Origin of the sequence: Paraburkholderia heleia NBRC 101817 (genome assembly GCF_000739775.1) — a bacterium.
Taxonomy (GTDB): Bacteria; Pseudomonadota; Gammaproteobacteria; order Burkholderiales; family Burkholderiaceae; genus Paraburkholderia; species Paraburkholderia heleia.
This window is the reverse complement of sequence record NZ_BBJH01000056.1, coordinates 25,284-46,798: the sequence shown is the minus strand read 5'-3', so window position 1 is coordinate 46,798 and position 21,515 is coordinate 25,284. Positions and strand designations below refer to the sequence as shown.

20 protein-coding genes and 1 tRNA gene are annotated in these 21,515 nt (G+C 64.3%); 20 read left to right on the top strand and 1 reads right to left on the bottom strand.

The genetic code is table 11. The annotated features are described in order from the left end of the window. Window positions 1–31 precede the first annotated feature (31 nt). From ilvN to BHE01S_RS32875, 5 genes are all read left to right on the top strand, one after another. Window positions 32–523 (top strand): acetolactate synthase small subunit, encoded by a 492-nt coding sequence (gene ilvN, locus BHE01S_RS32895; protein WP_028226244.1) that lies wholly within the window; start codon window positions 32–34, stop codon window positions 521–523. A gap of 121 nt (window positions 524–644) precedes the next feature. Further along, the gene (ilvC, locus tag BHE01S_RS32890; RefSeq protein ID WP_028205689.1) at window positions 645–1,661 is read left to right on the top strand and encodes a ketol-acid reductoisomerase; all 1,017 of its coding nucleotides are present in this window, start codon (window positions 645–647) and stop codon (window positions 1,659–1,661) included. A gap of 150 nt (window positions 1,662–1,811) precedes the next feature. Further along, window positions 1,812–2,465 carry a phosphatidylserine decarboxylase gene (locus BHE01S_RS32885; RefSeq protein ID WP_028205688.1) on the top strand — a complete coding sequence of 218 codons (654 nt, stop codon included), beginning with the start codon at window positions 1,812–1,814 and terminating at the stop codon, window positions 2,463–2,465. Window positions 2,466–2,477: 12 nt separating this feature from the next. Further along, window positions 2,478–3,353 (top strand): CDP-diacylglycerol--serine O-phosphatidyltransferase, encoded by an 876-nt coding sequence (pssA, locus tag BHE01S_RS32880; protein ID WP_042271776.1) that lies wholly within the window; start codon window positions 2,478–2,480, stop codon window positions 3,351–3,353. Window positions 3,354–3,680: 327 nt separating this feature from the next. After that, the gene (locus tag BHE01S_RS32875; protein ID WP_042271772.1) at window positions 3,681–5,234 is read left to right on the top strand and encodes a 2-isopropylmalate synthase; all 1,554 of its coding nucleotides are present in this window, start codon (window positions 3,681–3,683) and stop codon (window positions 5,232–5,234) included. 105 nt (window positions 5,235–5,339) lie between these two features. Here the strand turns inward: BHE01S_RS32875 and BHE01S_RS32870 are convergent, their stop codons facing one another. Continuing rightward, a complete protein-coding gene (locus BHE01S_RS32870; RefSeq protein WP_042271811.1) occupies window positions 5,340–5,861 on the bottom strand; it encodes a hypothetical protein in 522 nt (173 codons plus the stop codon). Window positions 5,862–6,098: 237 nt separating this feature from the next. Here BHE01S_RS32870 and BHE01S_RS32865 point away from each other — a divergent pair, with 237 nt between their 5' ends. The 15 genes from BHE01S_RS32865 (at window position 6,099) to nuoH (ending at window position 21,511) form a co-directional block, all read left to right on the top strand. Continuing rightward, the gene (locus BHE01S_RS32865; protein WP_042271808.1) at window positions 6,099–7,388 is read left to right on the top strand and encodes a branched-chain amino acid ABC transporter substrate-binding protein; all 1,290 of its coding nucleotides are present in this window, start codon (window positions 6,099–6,101) and stop codon (window positions 7,386–7,388) included. Between the two features lie 153 nt (window positions 7,389–7,541). After that, on the top strand, window positions 7,542–7,811 hold the full coding sequence (rpsO, locus tag BHE01S_RS32860; protein ID WP_042271770.1) for a 30S ribosomal protein S15: 270 nt from the start codon (window positions 7,542–7,544) through the stop codon (window positions 7,809–7,811). 328 nt (window positions 7,812–8,139) lie between these two features. After that, window positions 8,140–10,287, top strand: coding sequence for a polyribonucleotide nucleotidyltransferase (gene pnp / locus BHE01S_RS32855; protein ID WP_042271767.1), 2,148 nt, complete (start codon window positions 8,140–8,142; stop codon window positions 10,285–10,287). Window positions 10,288–10,432: 145 nt separating this feature from the next. Continuing rightward, entirely contained in the window at window positions 10,433–11,449 is a 1,017-nt protein-coding gene (locus BHE01S_RS32850) for an NAD(P)H-quinone oxidoreductase (protein WP_042271805.1), read from the top strand. Window positions 11,450–11,589: 140 nt separating this feature from the next. Then, window positions 11,590–12,372: a triose-phosphate isomerase gene (gene tpiA, locus BHE01S_RS32845; protein ID WP_042271764.1), complete on the top strand. Its 783-nt coding sequence runs from the start codon at window positions 11,590–11,592 to the stop codon at window positions 12,370–12,372. A 101-nt stretch (window positions 12,373–12,473) separates the two neighbouring features. Continuing rightward, complete coding sequence (gene secG / locus BHE01S_RS32840) at window positions 12,474–12,887, top strand: preprotein translocase subunit SecG (RefSeq protein ID WP_042271762.1); 414 nt, start codon at window positions 12,474–12,476, stop codon at window positions 12,885–12,887. A gap of 109 nt (window positions 12,888–12,996) precedes the next feature. Further along, a tRNA-Leu gene (locus BHE01S_RS32835) sits at window positions 12,997–13,081 on the top strand. Between the two features lie 164 nt (window positions 13,082–13,245). After that, window positions 13,246–13,605 (top strand): NADH-quinone oxidoreductase subunit A, encoded by a 360-nt coding sequence (locus BHE01S_RS32830; protein WP_028205678.1) that lies wholly within the window; start codon window positions 13,246–13,248, stop codon window positions 13,603–13,605. A 72-nt stretch (window positions 13,606–13,677) separates the two neighbouring features. Next, complete coding sequence (locus BHE01S_RS32825) at window positions 13,678–14,157, top strand: NuoB/complex I 20 kDa subunit family protein (RefSeq protein WP_027819582.1); 480 nt, start codon at window positions 13,678–13,680, stop codon at window positions 14,155–14,157. Between the two features lie 22 nt (window positions 14,158–14,179). After that, window positions 14,180–14,785, top strand: coding sequence for an NADH-quinone oxidoreductase subunit C (locus BHE01S_RS32820; RefSeq protein WP_042271759.1), 606 nt, complete (start codon window positions 14,180–14,182; stop codon window positions 14,783–14,785). Between the two features lie 9 nt (window positions 14,786–14,794). Then, a complete protein-coding gene (locus BHE01S_RS32815; protein ID WP_042271756.1) occupies window positions 14,795–16,048 on the top strand; it encodes an NADH-quinone oxidoreductase subunit D in 1,254 nt (417 codons plus the stop codon). Between the two features lie 129 nt (window positions 16,049–16,177). Continuing rightward, a complete protein-coding gene (gene nuoE / locus BHE01S_RS32810) occupies window positions 16,178–16,663 on the top strand; it encodes an NADH-quinone oxidoreductase subunit NuoE (protein WP_042271753.1) in 486 nt (161 codons plus the stop codon). Beyond that, the gene (nuoF, locus tag BHE01S_RS32805) at window positions 16,660–17,988 is read left to right on the top strand and encodes an NADH-quinone oxidoreductase subunit NuoF (protein WP_042271750.1); all 1,329 of its coding nucleotides are present in this window, start codon (window positions 16,660–16,662) and stop codon (window positions 17,986–17,988) included. The genes nuoE and nuoF overlap by 4 nt, the downstream gene beginning before the upstream one ends. Window positions 17,989–18,112: 124 nt before the next feature. Further along, window positions 18,113–20,446 (top strand): NADH-quinone oxidoreductase subunit NuoG, encoded by a 2,334-nt coding sequence (nuoG, locus tag BHE01S_RS32800; RefSeq protein WP_042271747.1) that lies wholly within the window; start codon window positions 18,113–18,115, stop codon window positions 20,444–20,446. Then, window positions 20,447–21,511, top strand: a complete 1,065-nt coding sequence (nuoH, locus tag BHE01S_RS32795; protein WP_042271744.1) for an NADH-quinone oxidoreductase subunit NuoH — start codon at window positions 20,447–20,449, stop codon at window positions 21,509–21,511. Window positions 21,512–21,515: the final 4 nt, after the last annotated feature.

Below are 21,515 nucleotides of genomic sequence, written 5' to 3'. Positions count from 1 at the left end.
AAACGTCGCTGGACAAATCGCGGATCACATCATGAGACACATTATTTCCGTTCTGCTGGAAAACGAGCCGGGCGCGCTTTCGCGCGTGGTCGGCCTCTTCTCCGCACGCGGCTACAACATTGAAACCTTGACGGTGGCGCCGACCGAAGACCGTTCGCTGTCGCGCATGACCATCGTTTCCATTGGCTCGGACGACGTGATCGAACAGATCACGAAGCATCTGAACCGCCTGATCGAGGTGGTGAAAGTGGTCGACCTTACCGAGGGCGCCCATATCGAGCGCGAGCTGATGCTGATCAAGGTAAGGGCGGTCGGCAAGGAACGTGAGGAGATGAAGCGGATGGCGGATATTTTCCGCGGCCGCATCATCGACGTCACCGAAAAGACCTACACGATCGAACTGACGGGCGCGAGCGACAAGCTCGACGCGTTCATCGAAGCGATCGATGCGGCCGCGATTCTCGAAACCGTCCGTACGGGTGGCTCGGGCATTGGGCGCGGAGAGCGCATTCTGAAGGTGTGACCCGACCACAGTCGATCTTGCACCGGAACCTGGCCGGATGCGTATCCTTAGAGAACGCATCCGGTGCAGCAAAAGCGAATAGCAGTACCGAAATTCACCAGACTCTCGCCAAGGAACCAACATGAAAGTTTTCTACGACAAGGACGCCGATCTCTCCCTCATCAAGGGCAAGCAGGTCACGATCATCGGTTACGGCTCGCAAGGCCACGCGCACGCGCTGAATCTGAAGGACAGCGGCGTGAACGTCACGGTCGGTCTGCGCAAGAACGGCGCATCGTGGAGCAAGGCTGAGAACGCCGGCCTGCAGGTCAAGGAAGTGGCCGAAGCGGTGAAGAACGCCGACGTCGTCATGATGCTCCTGCCCGACGAGCAGATCGCCGATGTCTACGCGAAGGAAGTCCACGCGAACATCAAGAACGGCGCCGCGCTCGCGTTCGCCCATGGCTTCAACGTGCACTACGGCCAGGTGATCCCGCGCGCGGATCTGGACGTCATCATGATCGCCCCGAAGGCGCCGGGCCACACGGTTCGCGGCACGTACTCGCAAGGCGGCGGCGTGCCCCACCTGATCGCTGTCCACCAGGACAAGTCGGGCGCAGCGCGTGACATCGCCCTCTCGTACGCAGCCGCGAACGGCGGCGGCCGTGCCGGCATCATCGAAACGAACTTCCGCGAAGAAACCGAAACCGACCTGTTCGGCGAACAAGCCGTGCTGTGCGGCGGTACGGTCGACCTGATCAAGGCCGGCTTCGAAACGCTGGTCGAAGCGGGCTACGCGCCGGAAATGGCTTACTTCGAGTGCCTGCACGAACTGAAGCTGATCGTCGACCTGATCTATGAAGGCGGCATCGCCAACATGAACTACTCGATCTCGAACAACGCCGAGTACGGCGAGTACGTGACGGGCCCGCGCGTCATCACGGCCGAGACGAAGAAGGTCATGAAGGAAGTCCTGAAGGACATCCAGACCGGCGAATATGCCAAGAGCTTCATCCTGGAAAACAAGGCCGGCGCACCGACGCTGCAATCGCGCCGCCGCCTCGGCGCCGAGCACCAGATCGAAGTGGTCGGTGCGAAGCTGCGCGCGATGATGCCGTGGATCGCCGCGAACAAGCTGGTCGACCAGTCGAAGAACTAATCTGGCGGTCTCAGGCGGATGGTGCGCGTGTCTTTGTGCAGGCGCGCGTCAGCTTGATGCTGAGTCGGACCCGAAAAAGCCGCCCAGGTGGGATGAACCCTGGGCGGCTTTTGCTATCCTACGGTTTTTTAGAATAACAGCGAAGCCATCATGAATTACCCCCATCCGATCATCGCGCGCGAAGGCTGGCCGTTCATCGCCATTGCGGCCGTCGTGGCGCTCTTGATCCATGCGGTCGCAGGCTTCGGACTCGCATGGCCCTTCTGGCTGATCCTGATCTTCGTCGTGCAGTTTTTCCGCGATCCGCCGCGCCCGATCCCGAGCCAGGCCAACGCCGTGCTGTGCCCGGCGGACGGCCGCATCGTCGCCGTGGAAACCGCGCACGACCCGTATGCCAACCGTGAAGCGCTCAAGATCAGCGTGTTCATGAACGTCTTCAACGTGCACTCGCAACGCTCGCCCGTGGACGGCGCCGTCGCCAAGGTCGAGTACTTCCCGGGCGCGTACCTGAACGCCGCCATCGACAAGGCTTCGACCGAGAACGAGCGCAATGCCGTGGTCCTGACGATGGCCGACGGCACGACCGTCACCTCGGTGCAGATCGCGGGCCTCATCGCGCGCCGCATTCTCTGCTACGTGCGCGCCGGCGAGCCGCTTTCGCGCGGCCAGCGCTACGGCTTCATCCGCTTCGGCTCGCGCGTCGACGTCTACCTGCCCGTGGGCAGCCGCCCGCGCGTGTCGATCGGCGAGAAGGTGTCCGCCTCGTCGACGATCCTCGCCGAACTGCCGACCCAATCGGCATAAAGGAGGGCTGCGATGGCCGGATTCAAACAGCGTCGACCCCGTAACCCTGCTGGCGCGCCGCTGCCGCGGCCGTTCCGGCGCAACAAGGCCGTGCAGGAGCCGATGGGCGTCGCCGCGAACCGGCGCGCGGCGCGCCAGGAATTCCTGAAGAAGCGCGGCATCTACCTGCTGCCGAACGCGTTCACCACGGCGGCGCTCTTCTGCGGCTTCTTCGCGGTCGTGCAGGCCATGAACGTGCGCTTCGAGGTGGCGGCCATCGCCATTTTCGTGGCGATGGTGCTCGACGGCATGGACGGGCGCGTGGCGCGCATGACGCACTCGCAAAGCGCGTTCGGCGAGCAGTTCGACAGCCTCTCGGACATGGTGTCGTTCGGCGTGGCGCCCGCGCTCGTGATGTACGAGTGGGTGCTCAAGGACCTCGGGCGCTGGGGCTGGCTCGCGGCTTTCGTCTACTGTTCGGGCGCGGCGCTGCGTCTCGCGCGCTTCAACACGAACATCGGCGTGGTGGACAAGCGCTTTTTCCAGGGCCTGCCGAGCCCGGCGGCGGCCGCGCTCATTGCCGGCTTCGTCTGGCTCGCCACCGACAACCGCGTGCCCGTGAAGCTTTCGTGGCTGCCCTGGGTGGCCTTCGTGCTGACGATCTACGCGGGCGTGACGATGGTGTCCAACGCGCCGTTCTACAGCGGCAAGGCGCTCGACGTGCGCCATCGCGTGCCGTTCGCGGCCACGCTGCTCGTGGTGGTGGCGTTCGTGCTGGTGTCGTCCGATCCGCCGCTGATGCTGTTCGGCCTGTTCGTGCTCTATGGCCTTTCGGGCTATGTGTTCTGGGCATACCAGGCCGTGCGCGGACGCTCGAATCCGGCGCGTTCGTCGCCGCGCGAGCGGTAGGGCGCGGGTGGGGGAGTGCCACGAAGAGGGCTGCGCGCGGGCGCGGCCTTTTTTCTTTTTGCGCTCGCCCACGCAGGTCTGCCTGTACAGGCCGTCTCCAATTGCGCTATCGGCGGATTCCGGCTATAGTCGGCGGCATGGACACCATCCAGTTTCCCCTCTTCTCCCTTCAAGCCGGCGCGCTACCAGGCACGCTAGCGCTAGCGCGCCTGCCGCGCTGATCTCGCTCGCCCTCCGTAAGCCTCGTTCATTGTCAGCGTCGCCATCGGTGGCGCGAACACCCGAAATCCGTTTCAGACACTGAACAAGTCCCCCTGGAGACCCGAAATGGCAGCAGACAAGCTCATCATCTTCGATACGACGTTGCGTGACGGCGAGCAGTCGCCCGGTGCGTCGATGACGAAGGAAGAGAAAATCCGTATCGCGAAGCAGCTCGAGCGCATGAAGGTCGACGTGATCGAAGCGGGCTTCGCTGCCAGCTCGAACGGCGACTTCGACGCGATCCACACGATCGCCGGCATGATCAAGGACAGCACGCTCTGCTCGCTCGCCCGCGCCAACGACAAGGACATCCAGCGCGCCGCCGACGCGCTCAAGCCCGCCGACCACTTCCGCATCCACACGTTCATCGCCACCTCGGCGCTGCACATGGAGAAGAAGCTGCGCATGTCGCCCGAGCAGGTGCTCGAGCAGGCGAAGCTGGCGGTGCGCTTCGCGCGCAAGTTCACGAACGACGTGGAGTTCTCGCCCGAAGACGGCAGCCGCTCGGACATGGACTTCCTGTGCCGCGTGCTCGAAGCCGTGATCAAGGAAGGCGCGACCACGATCAATATCGCCGATACGGTCGGCTACGGCATTCCCGAGCTGTACGGCAACCTCGTGAAGACGCTGCGCGAGCGCATTCCGAACTCGGACAAGGCCGTGTTCTCGGTGCACTGCCACAACGACCTCGGCATGGCCGTGGCGAACTCGCTGGCCGGCGTGCAGATCGGCGGCGCGCGCCAGGTGGAGTGCACGATCAACGGTCTCGGCGAGCGCGCGGGCAACACCTCGCTCGAAGAGATCGTGATGGCCGTGAAGACCCGCAAGGACTACTTCGGCCTCGAGCTCGGCATCGACACCACGCAGATCGTGCCGGCTTCGAAGCTCGTTTCGCAGATCACCGGTTTCGTGGTGCAGCCGAACAAGGCCGTGGTCGGCGCCAACGCCTTTGCGCACGCTTCGGGCATCCACCAGGACGGCGTGCTCAAGGCGCGCGACACCTACGAGATCATGCGCGCGGAAGACGTGGGCTGGAGCGCGAACAAGATCGTGCTCGGCAAGCTCTCGGGCCGCAACGCATTCAAGCAGCGCCTGCAGGAACTGGGAATCCAGCTCGACAGCGAAGCCGAACTGAACAACGCGTTCGCGCGCTTCAAGGAGCTGGCCGACCGCAAGGCCGAAATCTTCGACGAAGACATCATCGCCATCGTCACGGAAGAATCGGCGCAGGCGCAGGATCACGAGCATTTCAAATTCATCTCGCTCGCGCAGCACTCGGAGACGGGTGAGCGTCCGCACGCGCGCGTCGTGTTCTCGGCCGACGGCAAGGAAGTGACCGGCGAAGCCGCGGGCAACGGCCCGGTGGACGCCACGCTCAACGCCATCGAAACCGAAGTGGGCAGCGGCTCGGAGCTGCTGCTGTACTCGGTGAACGCGATCACGACGGGCACCCAGGCGCAGGGCGAAGTGACGGTGCGTCTCTCGAAGGCCGGCCGCATCGTCAATGGCGTGGGTACCGATCCGGATATCGTTGCCGCTTCGGCGAAGGCGTATATCTCGGCGCTCAACAAGCTCTACTCGGGCGACAAGGTCAATCCGCAGCGCTCCGAAGCGGTGTAAGCGGCAGCGAGGCGTGTGGCCTCGCTCGCGTCGCCAGGCAATCAAAAACCCCCGGGCTCGCGAGAGCGCGGGGGTTTTGTTCTTGCTGTGCCGGGACGGGGGCGATCAGAACAGGCTGCGGCGATCCGGGTCGTGCAGCGGATCGGGTGTCTTTTGCGTGAGCCGCAGAATGCCCTGGTCGTCGAAGTAGAAGCTGTAGAGCATGTACCAGACGTTGTCTTCGAGGTAGCGATAGGTCCACGCTTGCTTCTTCATCAGCGGGAAGTAGGCGGTCTCGACCGGGCGGCCGAAATTCACCAGCACGTCGGCGCGCGTCCATTTGCCGATTTCCGCGCGATAGAACTCGTTGGGCTGCAGCACCTGGCGCACGTTCACGACGCGGCCGCTCGCGTCGATGTCGGCGGCGGTGGTGGTTTCGCCCATCGGCTGGGTTGGCCACATCAGGCGCTTGCCGCCGTCGGGCAGGTCGTAGGTTTCAGCCGGCGGCCCGAAGCGGGCGATTACGGCCTGCGCGTCGTCGCCTGCGTGGAATTGCTGCCACGGCTGCGCACAGCCGGCGAGGGCGAGCGCGCCCACGCCCGCGAGGAGTCCGGGACGCAGGCGGCGCGAGACGAGGCGCACGGGCATGGCGAGCGAGGTGAATAGGCGCGTGAACATGATGTCCCCCGATGGCAAGGTTTCAATGACCGCCGTGACTGTGGAACCCTTATTTTGACACGGCATGAGGCGCTAGCGGGCGAGGGCCTGTCCGGGCACGCGGAGGATCGCGGCCTTGCCGCCGCCCCGCCTCGCGGCCTATGATCCGCGCTTCGAATGACAATCCGGTTCGCAGCGAAAATGAAAGAGAAGTGCATAACGGCACGCATGGCGCGTGCGTCGGCGGCCATGTTCGCCGCAGCGGCGCTGGCGGCCGGACTCGCGGCCGCATCCGGCGCACAGGCCGATGAGACGCCGGCCGGCAAGCCGATCCAGCTCGCCCTCATCGAAGGCATGTCCGGCCCGTTCGCGGACGCGGGCGCGGCCGTCGCGCGCAACCTGCGCTTCGGCGTGGAGCGCGTCAACGCGCGCGGCGGCGTCGCGCTGCGTGACGGGCGGCATCCGCTCGAACTGGTCACGCTCGACAGCAAGGGCAGCCCCGAGGCGGCACTTGTGCAGCTGCGCATGGCGCAGGACCGGCACATCGGCTATGTCTTGCAGGGCAACAGCTCGGCGGTGGCGGCGGCGCTCGAGTCGGCGGTCGATCGCCAGGCCGCGCGCGATCCGGAAAACCGCGAGATCTTCCTCAACTATTCCGCCGACGACCCCGCGCTCACCAACGCGAATTGCAGCTTCTGGCATTTCCGCTTCGACGCGCACGCGGGCATGCGCATGGACGCGCTCGCGGACGTGATCGCCGCGGACAAGTCGGTGAAGAAGGTGTATCTGCTCAACCAGGACTACAGCTTCGGCCACGACGTGAGCACGCTCGCGCGCGCGGCGCTCGCGAAGGACCGTCCGGACATCGCCATCGTCGGCGACGAGTTTCACCCCATCGGCCGCGTGAAGGACTTCGCGCCTTACGTCGCCAGGATTCGCGCCGCGGGCGCTGACGCCGTCATCACGGGGAACTGGGGCAACGACCTCACGCTGCTCGTGAAGGCCGCGCGCGAGCAGGGCCTCGACACGAAGTTCTATACCTTCTACGGCAACAGCCTGGGCGCTCCGGCGGCGCTGGGCGACGCCGGCGTGAAGCGGGTGATCGCCGTGGCCGACTGGCACCCGAACGTGGGCGGCGCGGCATCCGACGCGTGGTACAAGGCCTTCCGGGCGCGCTATCCGGCGGCCAGGGACGACTACCCGGTGCTGCGCATGTCGATGATGGTGGAGATGCTCGCGCAGGCCATGACGAAGGCGGGCACGGCAGACCCCGCCGCGGTCGCGAAGGCGCTGGAGGGCATGCGGTTCGACGGTGACGAAAGTGGCTTCCATCCCATGTGGATGCGCGCCGACGACCACCAGGTGATCCAGCCCCTTTATGTCATGGAGATGGACAAGCAGGGCACGCCCGGCGTGCGCAGCGACAACGAGGGTTCCGGCTATGGCTTTCGCACGGTGCTGGCGGTCCCTGCGGAGCGTACCGCGCCCGCCACCGTCTGCGAGATGAAGCGGCCTTGACGGCGTCCCTTACAAGCGGTTTCGCGGCAAACCGGGGCTGTGCTACAATACGCCGCTTGTCGCGAACCTGCGGCAAGACAATCAGAAGTTGGAACCAAGCCACGGCACGGCCTTTCTTCCGTGACCGCTCGTTTGTTTTAAAGGAAAAGCAAAATGTCCGTAGCAGATATCAAGAAGTCCGACGTCGTCGCGCAATTCGCGCGCGGCACCAATGACACGGGTTCGCCCGAAGTGCAGGTTGCGCTCCTGACGTCGCGTATCAACGAACTGACCTCGCACTTCAAGTCGCACGCGAAGGATCACCACAGCCGCCGCGGTCTGCTGCGCATGGTGAGCCGCCGCCGCAAGCTGCTCGACTACCTGAAGGGCAAGGACGCTGACCGCTATCGCGCGCTGATCGAGAAGCTGGGTCTGCGTAAGTAATCGGAAGGTCTTCCGCAAAGATGCCTGTGTCAGTTCGACTGATGCAGGCATTTTGTTTTTGAACGGTGCGCTTTATCCCGTCTTTCACGGGCAAAAAGCCGTTCGAAACACAGGCAACACCACGTAGCACCCAGCAGTACAAGCAGCAGGGCCGGGCCTCGGGGCAGAGCTTTGTGTCATTCCAGCAGATCGTGCGCCGCTGTGTCGCAACGTCGCGATCCGCTGGAATGGCATAACACTCCTCTTCCTGCGCGGTGCCGGAACCTGTCTTGCCGCGTCGTCCGCGTGTGCGGGCGGCGCATAACAAATGAGTAAGGAGTGAGTGACCATGACCATGTTCAATAAAGTCGTGAAGGAATTCAAATGGGGCCAGCACAACGTGCGCCTCGAAACGGGTGAGATCGCCCGTCAGGCCAGCGGTGCTGTCATCGTCGACGTCGAAGACACCGTCGTGCTCGCGACCGTCGTCGGCGCGAAGACCGCCAAGCCGGGTCAGGACTTCTTCCCGCTCACCGTCGACTACATCGAAAAGACCTATTCGGCCGGCAAGATCCCGGGCGGCTTCTTCCGCCGCGAAGGCCGTCCGTCGGAAGGCGAGACGCTGATCTCGCGCCTGATCGACCGCCCCCTGCGTCCGCTCTTCCCGGAAGGCTTCTACAACGAAGTCCAGGTCGTGATCCACGTCCTGTCGATCAACCCGGAAATTCCGGCTGACATCCCCGCGCTGATCGGCGCGTCGGCCGCGCTCGCGATCTCGGGTCTGCCGTTCAACGGCCCGGTGGGCGCCGCCCGCGTGGCCTACATCAACAACGAGTACGTGCTCAACCCGACGCGCGCGCAGATCAAGGATTCGCGCCTCGACCTCGTCGTGGCCGGCACCGAGCGCGCCGTGCTGATGGTGGAATCGGAAGCCGACCAGCTGCCGGAAGACGTGATGCTCGGCGCGGTCGTGTTCGGTCACGAGCAGATGCAAACGGCCATCGACGCGATCCACGAACTGGTGCGTGACGGCGGCAAGCCCGAGTGGGACTGGCAGCCGGCGCCGAAGGACGAAGCGCTCATCGCGCGCGTCACGGCTATCGCCAACGACAGCTTGCTCGCCGCATACCAGCTGCGCGACAAGCAGCAGCGTTCGGCCAAGCTGAAGGAAGTCTACGCAGCGACGTCGGCCAGGCTCGAAGAAGAAGCGGCCGCGGCCGGCACGACGGCGGCCGACAAGGCCACGGTCGGCAACATCGTGTTCGACCTCGAAGCGAAGATCGTCCGCTCGCAGATCCTGAACGGCGAGCCGCGTATCGACGGCCGCGACACACGCACGGTGCGCCCGATCGAGATCCGCACGGGCGTGCTGCCGCGCACCCACGGTTCGGCGCTCTTCACGCGCGGCGAAACCCAGGCGCTGGTCGTCGCGACGCTCGGCACCAAGGGCGACGAGCAGATCATCGACGCGCTCGAAGGCGAGTACCGCGACCGCTTCATGCTCCACTACAACATGCCCCCGTTCGCGACCGGCGAAACGGGCCGCGTCGGCTCGCCCAAGCGCCGTGAAATCGGCCACGGCCGTCTTGCCAAGCGCGCGCTCGTCGCGTGCCTGCCGAGCGCCGAAGAGTTCGGCTACTCGATCCGCGTGGTCTCGGAAATCACCGAGTCGAACGGTTCGTCGTCGATGGCTTCGGTCTGCGGCGGCTGCCTCGCGCTGATGGATGCCGGCGTGCCGATGAAGGCGCACGTCGCCGGTATCGCGATGGGCCTGATCCTCGAAGGCAACAAGTTCGCCGTGCTGACCGACATCCTCGGCGACGAAGATCACCTCGGCGACATGGACTTCAAGGTGGCGGGTACGGAAGCCGGCGTGACGGCGCTGCAGATGGACATCAAGATCCAGGGCATCACGAAGGAAATCATGCAGGTCGCGCTCGCGCAGGCGAAGGAAGGCCGCATGCATATCCTCGGCAAGATGACCTCGGCCGTGTCGGGCGTGAACACCGAGCTGTCGGCGTACGCTCCGCGCATGATCACCATCAAGATCAATCCGGAAAAGATCCGCGACGTGATCGGCAAGGGCGGTTCGGTGATCCGCGCGCTGACGGAAGAAACCGGCACGACGATCGACATCTCCGACGACGGTGTCGTGACGATCGCGTCGACGTCGAGCGAAGGCATGGCCGAAGCGAAGAAGCGCATCGAGAACATCACGGCCGAAATCGAAGTGGGCCAGGTGTACGAAGGCGCGGTCCTCAAGCTGCTGGACTTCGGCGCGATCGTGAACCTGCTGCCGGGCAAGGATGGTCTGCTGCACATCTCCGAGATCGCCAACGAGCGCATCAAGGACATCAACGACTATCTGAAGGAAGGCCAGGTCGTGAAGGTCAAGGTCATCCAGACGGACGAGAAGGGCCGCGTGCGCCTGTCCGCCAAGGCGCTGCTCAACGAGCAGGCCACTGGCGGCGCACCGCAGGGCGAGCCGCAGCAGTAAAGCGGTAAGCTCCAACGGCCGGCAGCGTGCAAAACGCGCCGGCCGTTTTTCATGACAATGAGGGTGAATGGCAGTGCGCATGCGTCAATCGTGTCGCGTGCGCAGCGCCATCCAGATGGGGCGCGAAGCGCCGAGGAGAGGCGAGATGAAGGCAGTCGAGATTACGGAATTCGGTGCGCCGGAAGTGCTCAAGCTGGCTGAACGGCCAACGCCCGAGCCGAAGGCCGGCGAAGTGCTGATCAAGGTGAGCGCCTCGGGCGTGAACCGTCCCGACGTGTTCCAGCGCAAGGGCTCGTACGCGCCGCCGCCGGGCATTTCCGACCTGCCGGGGCTCGAGGTGGCGGGCGAGATCGTCGGCGGCGCGATCGACGAGAAGAATAATCCGTTCGGGCTGAAGATCGGCGATCGCGTGTGCGCGCTGATTGCGGGCGGCGGTTATGCCGAATACGCGGTCGCGCCGCTCGGGCAATGCCTGCCGGTGCCGAAAGGGCTTACCGATGTCGAGGCGGCCTCGCTGCCCGAAACGTTCTTCACGGTCTGGAGCAACGTCTTCCAGCGCGCGTACCTCGGCCAGGGCGAGGGCGGCGAAAACGAGACACTGCTTGTCCAAGGCGGCTCGAGCGGCATCGGCGTGACGGCGATCCAGATCGCGCATGCCCTTGGCTTTCGCGTGTTCGCGACCGCGGGCTCGGACGACAAGTGCCGCGCGTGCGAAGCGCTTGGCGCCGAGCGCGCCATCAACTACCGCACGAGCGATTTCGTGGAAGTCGTGAAGGCGCTCACGAACGACCGCGGCGTGGACGTGATTCTCGACATGGTGGCCGGCGGCTACGTGGCGCGCGAGCTTTCCGCGCTCGCGACCGGTGGCCGCATCGTGCTCATCGCGACGCTCGGCGGCTCCAAGGCCGAACTCAACATGGGCGAGATCCTGCGCCGCCGGCTTACGGTGACCGGTTCGACGCTGCGCGCGCGCTCCGTGGAGTTCAAGGCCCAGATCGCCCAGGAACTCAAGGCGAAGGTCTGGCCCCTCATCGAAGAGGGACGCATCAAACCCGTCCTGTTCCGCGTGTTTCCCGCCGCGCAGGCCGCCGAGGCCCACGCCTTGATGGAAAGCAGCGAGCATATCGGCAAGATCGTGCTCGACTGGAGCGGCGCGGTCTGACGGCGCATCGGTGCGAGCGCGCCGCTCATGCTTGATTTTCCGGGATTTTTTGTGCGTCGCGGGCCGCCCGGTTTGACCCGCCTGGATTTCACGCAGTAAAATTGTGTGTTTTGCGTCCGCTTTTAACAGCAACCGGAACAATGACGAAACAACGATCGAAGCTCGTAGTCGGTAACTGGAAGATGCATGGCCGCCTCGCGGCCAATGCGGCACTGCTGGAAGGCGTTGTGCGCGGCGCGCAGGCGCTGCCCCCGGAGGTGCACGTCGGCGTATGCGTGCCGTTCCCGTATCTCGCGCAGGCGCAGACGCTGCTCGGCGGCAGCCGGGTTCAGTGGGGCGCGCAGGACATCTCGGCGCACGAACAGGGTGCCTATACGGGCGAAGTCGCGGCAGGCATGCTTGCCGACTTCGACGCCACGTTTGCGATCGTTGGTCACTCGGAGCGCCGCGCTTACCACGGCGAAAGCTCCGGGCTCGTCGCCGTGAAGGCGCAGCGCGCGCTTGCGGCGGGCCTCACGCCTATCGTTTGCGTGGGTGAGACGCTCGAAGAACGCGAGTCGGGCGCGACCGAGCGTGTGGTTGGCGCCCAGATCGATGCCGTGCTGGCCGCGCTGTCGGTCGAAGAGGCGGCGCGTATCGTCGTCGCTTATGAGCCCGTCTGGGCGATCGGCACGGGCAAAAGCGCGAGCTCCGGGCAGGCCCAGCAGGTGCATGCGTTCCTGCGCGCGCGCCTCGCGGCCAAGGGCGCGCAAGTGGCGGACGTGCCGCTGCTCTACGGCGGCAGTGTGAAGCCGGATAATGCGGCGGAGCTCTTCCGTCAGGCCGACATCGACGGCGGGCTGATCGGCGGTGCATCGCTGAAAGAGGGTGATTTCCTCGCGATCTGCGTGGCCGCTGCGGCGGGCGCCAGCGTCGCGAACTAAAGGCTTGCGCGCGAAGCGTTCGGATCAAGGCGCGTCGTGCGGGCTGCTTACGCGTGCGCTCCGGGAGGGGCGGACGTTCAACCAGGACTCAGGTGAGTGTGATGCTGTATTTGAAAACGTTGATTATCGTCGTCCAGCTCCTGTCGGCGCTCGGGGTGATCGGCCTCGTCTTGCTGCAGCACGGCAAAGGCGCGGACATGGGCGCCGCATTCGGCAGCGGCGCGTCGGGCAGCCTGTTCGGCGCGAGCGGTTCCGCCAACTTCCTTTCGCGCACTACCGCGGTTCTCGCAACGGTGTTTTTCTGCTCCACCCTTGCGTTAACTTACCTGGGGTCGTATCATGCGAAGCCTTCGGCGGGCGTGCTTGGCGCTTCGATTCCAGCCCCGGCGCAGGTGAATTCGGCCTCGGCGCCGGCGGCTTCGGCGCCGGTTGCATCGGCTCCTGGCGCAACCGCCGCGGCGGCGGCTTCGCCGGCTGCAGCAGCCTCGCAACCGGGCAACGACGTGCCGAAATAAATTTGAAAAACTTGTTTTGTGCGTTGAACAAAGAACGGAAACAAGTTAGAATTTAAGTCTTGAAGCGATTCGCGGGTTGCAATAATTGTTGTCCCGGATTGCATGTAGTGCCGACGTGGTGAAATTGGTAGACACGCTATCTTGAGGGGGTAGTGGCGAAAGCTGTGCGAGTTCGAGTCTCGCCGTCGGCACCAATGTTATCTAAAAAATGCCAGCCGCTTGCTTCAGCTTCGGCTGGCATTTTTGCTTCTTACGTCGTGTTCGTTTTCTGTTCGCAGCGCGAAGTACGTGAAGTGATTCCCGCGGAGCGATGCAAGTTCCAGCGGAACCTCAGAACCAACCGATATAGAGGATAGCCTTGAACCTCGCTGCCTATTTCCCCGTCCTTCTGTTCCTCCTCGTGGGTGTTGGTCTGGGCATAGCGCTAGTGACAATCGGCAAGGTCCTCGGTCCCAACCGGCCAGACAGCGAAAAGAATTCGCCGTACGAGTGCGGCTTCGAAGCGTTCGAAGACGCCCGAATGAAGTTCGACGTACGCTACTACCTGGTCGCCATCCTTTTCATCATCTTCGACCTCGAAACGGCGTTCCTGTTTCCGTGGGGTGTGGCCCTGCGCGACATCGGCTGGCCGGGCTTTCTGTCGATGATGCTGTTTCTGCTCGAATTCCTGCTGGGCTTTGCCTACATCTGGAAGAAGGGTGGTCTCGACTGGGAATAATGGGTTAATCGCCGGATTGCATGGGCGGCACTGCGGGGAAACTGTGGGCTGTCCGTCTGGAGTGGAAAGCACATGAGTATCGAAGGGGTCTTGAAGGAAGGGTTTGTCACCACCACGGCTGACAAGCTGATCAACTGGACGCGCACCGGCTCGTTGTGGCCGATGACGTTCGGTCTGGCGTGTTGCGCGGTCGAGATGATGCACGCGGGCGCGGCCCGTTACGACCTTGACCGTTTCGGCGTGGTGTTCCGTCCGAGCCCGCGCCAGTCGGACGTCATGATCGTCGCCGGCACGCTCTGCAACAAGATGGCGCCTGCGCTGCGCAAGGTCTATGACCAGATGGCCGAGCCGCGCTGGGTCATTTCGATGGGGTCGTGCGCCAACGGCGGCGGCTACTACCACTATTCGTATTCGGTCGTGCGCGGTTGTGATCGCATCGTGCCGGTCGACGTTTATGTGCCGGGATGCCCGCCGACAGCGGAAGCCCTGGTCTACGGGGTGATCCAGTTGCAGGCGAAGATTCGCCGCACCAGCACCATCGCCCGTCAATAAAGGCCGCGTGCCTCCCCACAATATGGCAAGCAAACTCGAGACCCTGAAAGCGAACCTCGAAGCGGCCCTTGGCGCGCGTATCGTCAGCCTCACCGAGGCGCTCGGCGAACTGACGCTGGTCGTCAAGGCGGGTGAGTCCCTCGCGGTGGCCAAGGAGCTGCGCGACAATCCCTCGCTGCGCTTCGAGCAACTGATCGACCTGTGCGGCGTGGACTACCAGACCTTCGGTGACGGCGCCTGGGAAGGCCCGCGCTTCGCCGCGGTGTCGCATCTGCTCTCGCTCGCGAACAACTGGCGCGTGCGTCTGCGCGTGTTCGCGCCGGACGACGAAGTGCCGATCGTGCCCTCGCTCGTCGAGATCTGGAATTCGGCCAACTGGTACGAGCGCGAGGCGTTCGACCTGTACGGCATCGTCTTCGAAGGCCACCCCGACCTGCGCCGCATCCTGACCGACTACGGTTTCATCGGCCACCCGTTCCGCAAGGACTTCCCGGTTTCGGGCTATGTCGAAATGCGTTACGACCCGGAGCAGAAGCGCGTGGTCTACCAGCCCGTCACGATCGAGCCGCGCGAGATCACGCCGCGCGTGATCCGCGAGGATCGCTACGGCGGTCTGAAGAAACACTAAGAGGGTCGCATGTCAGAGATCAAGAACTACACGCTCAACTTCGGCCCGCAGCACCCGGCAGCGCACGGTGTGCTGCGCCTCGTGCTCGAGCTCGACGGCGAAGTGATCCAGCGCGCCGATCCGCACATCGGCCTGCTGCATCGCGCGACGGAAAAGCTCGCTGAAAGCAAGACGTTCATCCAGTCGGTGCCGTACATGGACCGTCTCGACTATGTGTCGATGATGGTCAACGAGCACGGCTATGTGCTCGCCATCGAGAAGCTGCTCGGCATCGACGTGCCGGTGCGCGCGAAGTACATCCGCGTGCTGTTCGACGAAATCACGCGCGTGCTGAACCACCTCATGTGGATCGGCTCGCACGCGCTCGACGTCGGCGCGATGGCGGTGTTCCTCTACGCATTCCGCGAGCGCGAAGACCTGATGGACGTCTACGAGGCGGTCTCGGGTGCGCGCATGCACGCGGCTTACTACCGCCCGGGCGGCGTGTACCGCGATCTGCCCGACGCAATGCCGCAATACAAGGCGTCGAAGATTCACAACGAGAAGGCGCTCGCGCGCATGAACGAGGCGCGCCAGGGTTCGGTACTGGACTTCATCGACGACTTCTTTACGCGCTTCCCCGGTTGCGTCGACGAGTACGAAACGCTCCTCACCGACAACCGCATCTGGAAGCAGCGTCTCGTCGGCATCGGCGTGGTGAGCCCCGAGCGCGCCATGCAGCTTGGCCTGACGGGCGCGATGCTGCGCGGGTCGGGCATCGAGTGGGACCTGCGCAAGAAGCAGCCGTACGAAGTCTACGACCAGATGGACTTCGACATTCCGGTGGGCGTGAACGGCGACTGCTACGACCGCTATCTGGTGCGCGTCGAAGAAATGCGCCAGTCCACTCGCATCGCGAAACAGTGCATTGAGTGGCTGCGCAAGAATCCCGGCCCCGTGATGATCGACAATCACAAGGTTGCGCCGCCCTCGCGCGTGAACATGAAGTCGAACATGGAAGAGCTGATTCACCACTTCAAGCTCTTCACGGAAGGCTTCCACGTGCCCGAAGGCGAGGCGTACGCTGCCGTCGAACATCCGAAGGGTGAATTCGGCATCTACCTGGTGTCAGATGGCGCGAACAAGCCTTATCGTCTGAAGATCCGTGCGCCGGGTTATGCCCACCTGTCCGCGCTCGATGAAATGGCGCGCGGCCACATGATTGCCGACGCGGTCACGATCATCGGCACGCAGGACATCGTGTTCGGTGAAATCGACCGCTAGGGCGGCGCGCAGCAAGGTGCGCCCGGTCCCGGGCGCACGCAGCATGGAACGCCACGTCTGTCGCAGCGAATGCAGGAGAACGCGCGGCAGGTTTTCGTTCGGTAGGAATTGAAAGAGTCGTGTCTGAAAATGATCTCAGCTGAAGGCCTGAAAGAAATCGATCGCGCGTTGACGAAGTACCCCGCCGATCAGCGACAGTCCGCCGTGATGGCGGCCTTGGCCGTTGCTCAGGAAGAGCATGGCTGGCTGTCTCCCGAAATCATGCAGTTCGTGGCCGACTACATCGGCATGCCGCCCGTCGCGGTGCAGGAAGTCGCCACGTTCTACACGATGTTCGAGACGAAGCCGGTCGGCAAGCACAAGATCACGCTCTGCACGAATCTGCCGTGCCAGCTCGGCCCGGACGGCGGCTCGGAAAGCGCCGCCGAATACCTGAAGCAGAAGCTCGGAATCGACTTCGGCGAAACCACGCCCGACGGCAAGTTCACCTTGAAGGAAGGTGAGTGCATGGGCGCGTGCGGCGATGCGCCGGTGATGCTCGTGAACAATCACCGCATGTGCAGCTTCATGAGCCGCGAGAAGATCGACCAGCTGCTCGAGGAGCTTTCGAAATGACTTCGTTGCACGACCGTCACATCAAGCCGCTGATTCTCGCGGGCCTCAACGGCGAGAACTGGCATCTCGAAGACTACGTGGCGCGCGGCGGCTACAAGCAGCTGCGCCGTATTCTCGAAGAAAAGATTCCGCCCGAGCAGGTGATCGCCGACGTGAAGGCGAGCGGTCTGCGCGGCCGCGGCGGCGCGGGCTTCCCGACCGGCCTGAAGTGGAGCTTCATGCCGCGTCAGTTCCCGGGGCAGAAGTATCTCGTCTGCAACTCGGACGAGGGCGAACCGGGCACGTTCAAGGACCGCGACATCCTGCGCTGGAATCCGCATAGCGTGATCGAAGGCATGGCCATCGGCGCGTACGCGATGGGCATCACCGTGGGCTACAACTACATCCACGGCGAGATTTTCGAGGTGTACCGCCGCTTCGAGGCCGCGCTGGAAGAAGCGCGCCAGGCGGGCTATCTCGGCGACAACATTCTCGGCACGGACTTCTCGTTCCAGCTGCACGCGCACCACGGCTATGGCGCGTACATCTGCGGCGAGGAAACCGCGCTGCTCGAGTCGCTCGAAGGCAAGAAGGGCCAGCCGCGCTTCAAGCCGCCTTTCCCGGCGAGTTTCGGGGTGTACGGCAAGCCTACGACGATCAACAACACCGAGACTTTCGCCGCGGTGCCGTTCCTGCTGAGCGTCGGTCCGCAGACGTACATGGAACTCGGCAAGCCGAACAACGGCGGCACGAAGATCTTCTCGGTGTCGGGCGACGTCGAGCGTCCGGGCAACTACGAGATCCCGCTCGGCACCCCGTTCGCCAGGCTCATGGAACTGGCCGGCGGCGTGCGCGGCGGCAAGAAGCTCAAGGCCGTGATTCCGGGCGGTTCGTCGGCGCCGGTCATTCCGGGCGACCTGATGATGCAGACGGACATGGACTATGACTCCATCGCCAAGCAGGGTTCGATGCTCGGCTCCGGCGCGGTCATCGTCATGGACGAAACGCGCTGCATGGTGCGCTCGCTTCTGCGCCTGTCGTACTTCTATTACGAAGAGTCGTGCGGCCAGTGCACGCCGTGCCGCGAAGGCACGGGCTGGCTGTATCGCGTCGTGAACCGCATCGAGCACGGCGAGGGCCGCCAGGAAGACCTGGACCTGCTGAACTCGGTGGCGGGCAACATCATGGGCCGCACGATCTGCGCGCTCGGCGACGCGGCGGCCATGCCGGTGCGCGGCATGCTCAAGCATTACTGGGACGAATTCGAATATCACGTGCACAACAAGCGTTGTCTCGTCGGCGGTCATGCCGGCTCGCACGCGGCCTCGGAAACGGTGGCCGCCTGACAGGCGAAGAGACGGCATGTTGTGCCGGGTTGCGCACACCACCGCGTGGCACGACGCAAGGGCGCAGTGACGGGGAATGCCGCTGTGAAATTGAGCGGTAACAGGTTAGGGACGATTAACCATCATGGTTGAACTTGAAATAGACGGCAAGAAGGTGCAGGTGCCCGAGGGCAGCATGGTGATCCAGGCTGCTCAGCGCGTGGACACGTACATCCCGCACTTCTGCTATCACAAGAAGCTCTCCATCGCGGCCAACTGCCGGATGTGTCTCGTCGATGTCGAGAAGATGCCGAAGGCCGTGCCCGCATGCGCGACGCCGGTGTCGCAAGGCATGGTCGTGCGCACCATGTCGGACAAGGCCGTGCAGGGTCAGCAAGCCGTGATGGAATTCCTGCTGATCAACCACCCGCTCGACTGCCCGATCTGCGATCAGGGCGGCGAATGCCAGCTTCAGGATCTGGCCGTCGGTTACGGCAAATCCGCCTCGCGCTACAGCGAAGAAAAGCGCGTGGTGTTCCACAAGAATGTCGGTCCGCTCATCTCGATGGAAGAGATGTCGCGCTGCATCCACTGCACGCGCTGCGTGCGCTTCGGCGACGAAATTGCCGGCGTGATGGAGCTCGGCATGCTCGGCCGCGGCGAGCACTCGGAAATCACCTCGTTCGTCGGCAAGACGGTCGACTCGGAACTCTCGGGCAACATGATCGACCTGTGCCCGGTCGGCGCGCTCACGAGCAAGCCGTTCCGCTTCTCGGCGCGTACGTGGGAACTGTCGCGCCGCAAGTCGGTGAGCCCGCACGACGCAACGGGTGCGAACCTCGTCGTGCAGGTGAAGAACAACCGCGTGATGCGCGTGCTGCCGTTCGAGAACGAATCCATCAACGAGTGCTGGATCTCGGACAAGGACCGCTTCTCCTACGAAGGCCTGAACAGCGAAGACCGTCTCACGCGCCCGATGATCAAGCAGGGCGGCGAGTGGATCGAGACCGACTGGCAGACCGCGCTCGAATACGTCGTGAAGGGCATCAAGGGCATTTGCGACGAGCACGGCGAGAACCAGCTCGCGCTGCTCGCGAGCCCGCACAGCACGCTCGAAGAACTGTATCTCGCGAAGCAGTTCGCGGACGCGATCGGCACGCCGAACGTCGACTTCCGTCTGCGCCAGAGCGACTTCTCGGCGCCGCTCGAAGGCGCGCCGTGGCTCGGCACGAAGATCGCCGAACTTTCGTACGCCGACTCGGCGTTCGTGATCGGTTCGTTCCTGCGCCGCGACCATGCGCTGTTCGCCGCGCGTCTGCGCCAGGCCGCGAAGGGCGGTGCGCAAGTCAGCTTCCTGCAGGCCACCGCAGACGGCTCGCTGATCCCGAACGCACAGCGCATCGTTGCCGCGCCCTCGGCGTGGCTCGACGAACTCGCTTCGATCGCAGCGGCGGTTGCCGAGGCGAAGGGCGTTGCGGTGCCGGAAGGCTTCGCGGGCGCACAGGCTACCGAAGCCGCAAAGCAGGTTGCCGCATCGCTTGCGAATGGCGAGCGCCGCTATGTGCTGCTCGGCAACGCCGCGGTCCAGCATCCGGAATTCTCGCGCCTGCACGCAGCCGCGCAGTTCATCGCCGAAACGACGGGCGCGACGCTGGGCTTCCTCACGGAAGCGGCCAACACGGTCGGCGCGCATATCGCCGGCGCACTGCCGGGCCGCGACGGCCTGAACGCTCGCGAAGCGTTCGAGCAGCCGCGCAAGGGCTATCTGCTCCTGAACGTCGAGCCGGAATTCGATACGGCCAACCCGGCCGCCGCGCGCGCCGCGCTCGCGCAGGCCGAAATGGTCGCCGTGTTCTCGCCGTACAAGACAGGGCTCGACTACGCGGACGTGCTGCTGCCCATCGCACCGTACACGGAAACCTCGGGTACGTTCATCAACGCCGAAGGCACGGCTCAAACCTTCAACGGCGTCGTGCGCCCGCTCGGCGACACGCGTCCGGCCTGGAAGGTCCTGCGCGTGCTCGGCACGCTGCTGGGCGCGAAGGGTTTCGAATACGACACAGCCGAGGAAGTGCGCCGCAAGGCGCTCGGCGACGGCAGCTTCGAAGGCCGTCTGTCGAACAAGGCCGCCGCAGCGGTTGCGCGCGGCAGCCTCGCGAAGGCCGCGGAAGGCCGCTTCGAGCGTGTCGCCGACGTGCCGATCTACCACGCCGATCCAATCGTGCGCCGGGGCGAAGCGCTGCAGCTCACCATGGCTGCCCGCGTGGCGAACGCGATCGGCCTGCCGGCGGCATACTTCGACCAGCTCGGCCTGAAGGAAGGCGACGCCGTGCGCGTGCGCCAGGGCGATCTGTCGGTGACGGCGCCCGCAACGCGCGATGCGAATCTTGCGGCGACGGTGGTGCGCGTGTCGGCGGCGACGCCGGCCGGTGCGCAACTCGGCAGCCTGTTCGGTGAACTGCTGGTGGAGAAGGCGTAAATGAGCTTGTTCGATACGATCAATGCAGGCGGCAGCCAGCTGCTCGGCGTGGCATGGCCCACCGTCTGGGCGCTGGTGCGCATTCTCGTCGTCGCGGTGGTGATCCTGCTGTGCGTGGCCTACCTGATCCTCTGGGAGCGCAAGCTGATCGGCTGGATGCACGTGCGTCTCGGCCCGAACCGCGTGGGCCCGGCAGGTCTGCTGCAGCCTATCGCCGACGTGCTGAAGCTGCTGCTCAAGGAAGTGATTCAGCCTGCGCAGGCGAGCCGCTGGATCTACATGGTCGCGCCGATCATGGTGGTGGTGCCGGCCTTCGCGGTCTGGGCGGTGATTCCGTTCCAGGCGGGCGCGGTGCTCGGCGACATCAACGCGGGCCTGCTCTACGCGATGGCGATCTCGTCGATTGGCGTCTACGGCGTGATTCTCGCGGGCTGGGCCTCGAACTCGAAGTACGCGTTCCTCGGCGCCATGCGCGCCGCGGCGCAGATGGTCTCGTACGAAATTTCGATGGGCTTCGCGCTCGTCGTCGTGCTGATGGTGTCGGGCAGCCTGAACCTTTCGGTGATCGTCGAAGGCCAGATGCGCGGCATGTTCGCGAACTGGGGCATCACGTTCCTCTCCTGGAACTGGCTGCCGCTGCTGCCGATGTTCGTCGTCTACTTCATCTCGGGCATTGCCGAAACGAACCGCCATCCGTTCGACGTGGTGGAAGGGGAGTCGGAAATCGTTGCGGGTCACATGATCGATTACTCGGGGATGGCATTCGCGCTGTTCTTCCTCGCCGAGTACATCAACATGATCGTGATCTCGGCGCTCGCCTCGGTGCTGTTCCTTGGCGGCTGGAGCGCCCCGTTCGCGTTCCTCGACTTCATCCCGGGCGTGTTCTGGCTGGTGCTGAAGGTCTTCTGCCTGCTGTCGGTCTTCATCTGGGCCCGCGCGACGTTCCCGCGCTATCGCTATGACCAGATCATGCGTCTCGGCTGGAAGGTGTTCATTCCGGTGTGCATTGTGTGGCTGATCGTGGTCGGCTTCTGGTACATGTCGCCGTTGAGCATCTGGAAATAAGGGG

What these genes read in the sequence shown, in the direction of transcription:
- BHE01S_RS32820 (WP_042271759.1), top strand. Translation starts at nt 14,180, where the DNA reads ATGGCAAGCAAACTCGAGACCCTGAAAGCGAACCTCGAAGCGGCCCTT.
- rpsO (WP_042271770.1), top strand. Translation starts at nt 7,542, where the DNA reads ATGTCCGTAGCAGATATCAAGAAGTCCGACGTCGTCGCGCAATTCGCG.
- BHE01S_RS32825 (WP_027819582.1), top strand. Translation starts at nt 13,678, where the DNA reads ATGAGTATCGAAGGGGTCTTGAAGGAAGGGTTTGTCACCACCACGGCT.
- BHE01S_RS32865 (WP_042271808.1), top strand. Translation starts at nt 6,099, where the DNA reads ATGGCGCGTGCGTCGGCGGCCATGTTCGCCGCAGCGGCGCTGGCGGCC.
- nuoH (WP_042271744.1), top strand. Translation starts at nt 20,447, where the DNA reads ATGAGCTTGTTCGATACGATCAATGCAGGCGGCAGCCAGCTGCTCGGC.
- nuoE (WP_042271753.1), top strand. Translation starts at nt 16,178, where the DNA reads ATGATCTCAGCTGAAGGCCTGAAAGAAATCGATCGCGCGTTGACGAAG.
- nuoG (WP_042271747.1), top strand. Translation starts at nt 18,113, where the DNA reads ATGGTTGAACTTGAAATAGACGGCAAGAAGGTGCAGGTGCCCGAGGGC.
- BHE01S_RS32885 (WP_028205688.1), top strand. Translation starts at nt 1,812, where the DNA reads ATGAATTACCCCCATCCGATCATCGCGCGCGAAGGCTGGCCGTTCATC.
- ilvN (WP_028226244.1), top strand. Translation starts at nt 32, where the DNA reads ATGAGACACATTATTTCCGTTCTGCTGGAAAACGAGCCGGGCGCGCTT.
- secG (WP_042271762.1), top strand. Translation starts at nt 12,474, where the DNA reads ATGCTGTATTTGAAAACGTTGATTATCGTCGTCCAGCTCCTGTCGGCG.
- tpiA (WP_042271764.1), top strand. Translation starts at nt 11,590, where the DNA reads ATGACGAAACAACGATCGAAGCTCGTAGTCGGTAACTGGAAGATGCAT.
- BHE01S_RS32850 (WP_042271805.1), top strand. Translation starts at nt 10,433, where the DNA reads ATGAAGGCAGTCGAGATTACGGAATTCGGTGCGCCGGAAGTGCTCAAG.
- BHE01S_RS32875 (WP_042271772.1), top strand. Translation starts at nt 3,681, where the DNA reads ATGGCAGCAGACAAGCTCATCATCTTCGATACGACGTTGCGTGACGGC.
- pnp (WP_042271767.1), top strand. Translation starts at nt 8,140, where the DNA reads ATGACCATGTTCAATAAAGTCGTGAAGGAATTCAAATGGGGCCAGCAC.
- ilvC (WP_028205689.1), top strand. Translation starts at nt 645, where the DNA reads ATGAAAGTTTTCTACGACAAGGACGCCGATCTCTCCCTCATCAAGGGC.
- nuoF (WP_042271750.1), top strand. Translation starts at nt 16,660, where the DNA reads ATGACTTCGTTGCACGACCGTCACATCAAGCCGCTGATTCTCGCGGGC.
- BHE01S_RS32870 (WP_042271811.1), bottom strand. Translation starts at nt 5,861, where the DNA reads ATGCCCGTGCGCCTCGTCTCGCGCCGCCTGCGTCCCGGACTCCTCGCG.
- BHE01S_RS32815 (WP_042271756.1), top strand. Translation starts at nt 14,795, where the DNA reads ATGTCAGAGATCAAGAACTACACGCTCAACTTCGGCCCGCAGCACCCG.
- pssA (WP_042271776.1), top strand. Translation starts at nt 2,478, where the DNA reads ATGGCCGGATTCAAACAGCGTCGACCCCGTAACCCTGCTGGCGCGCCG.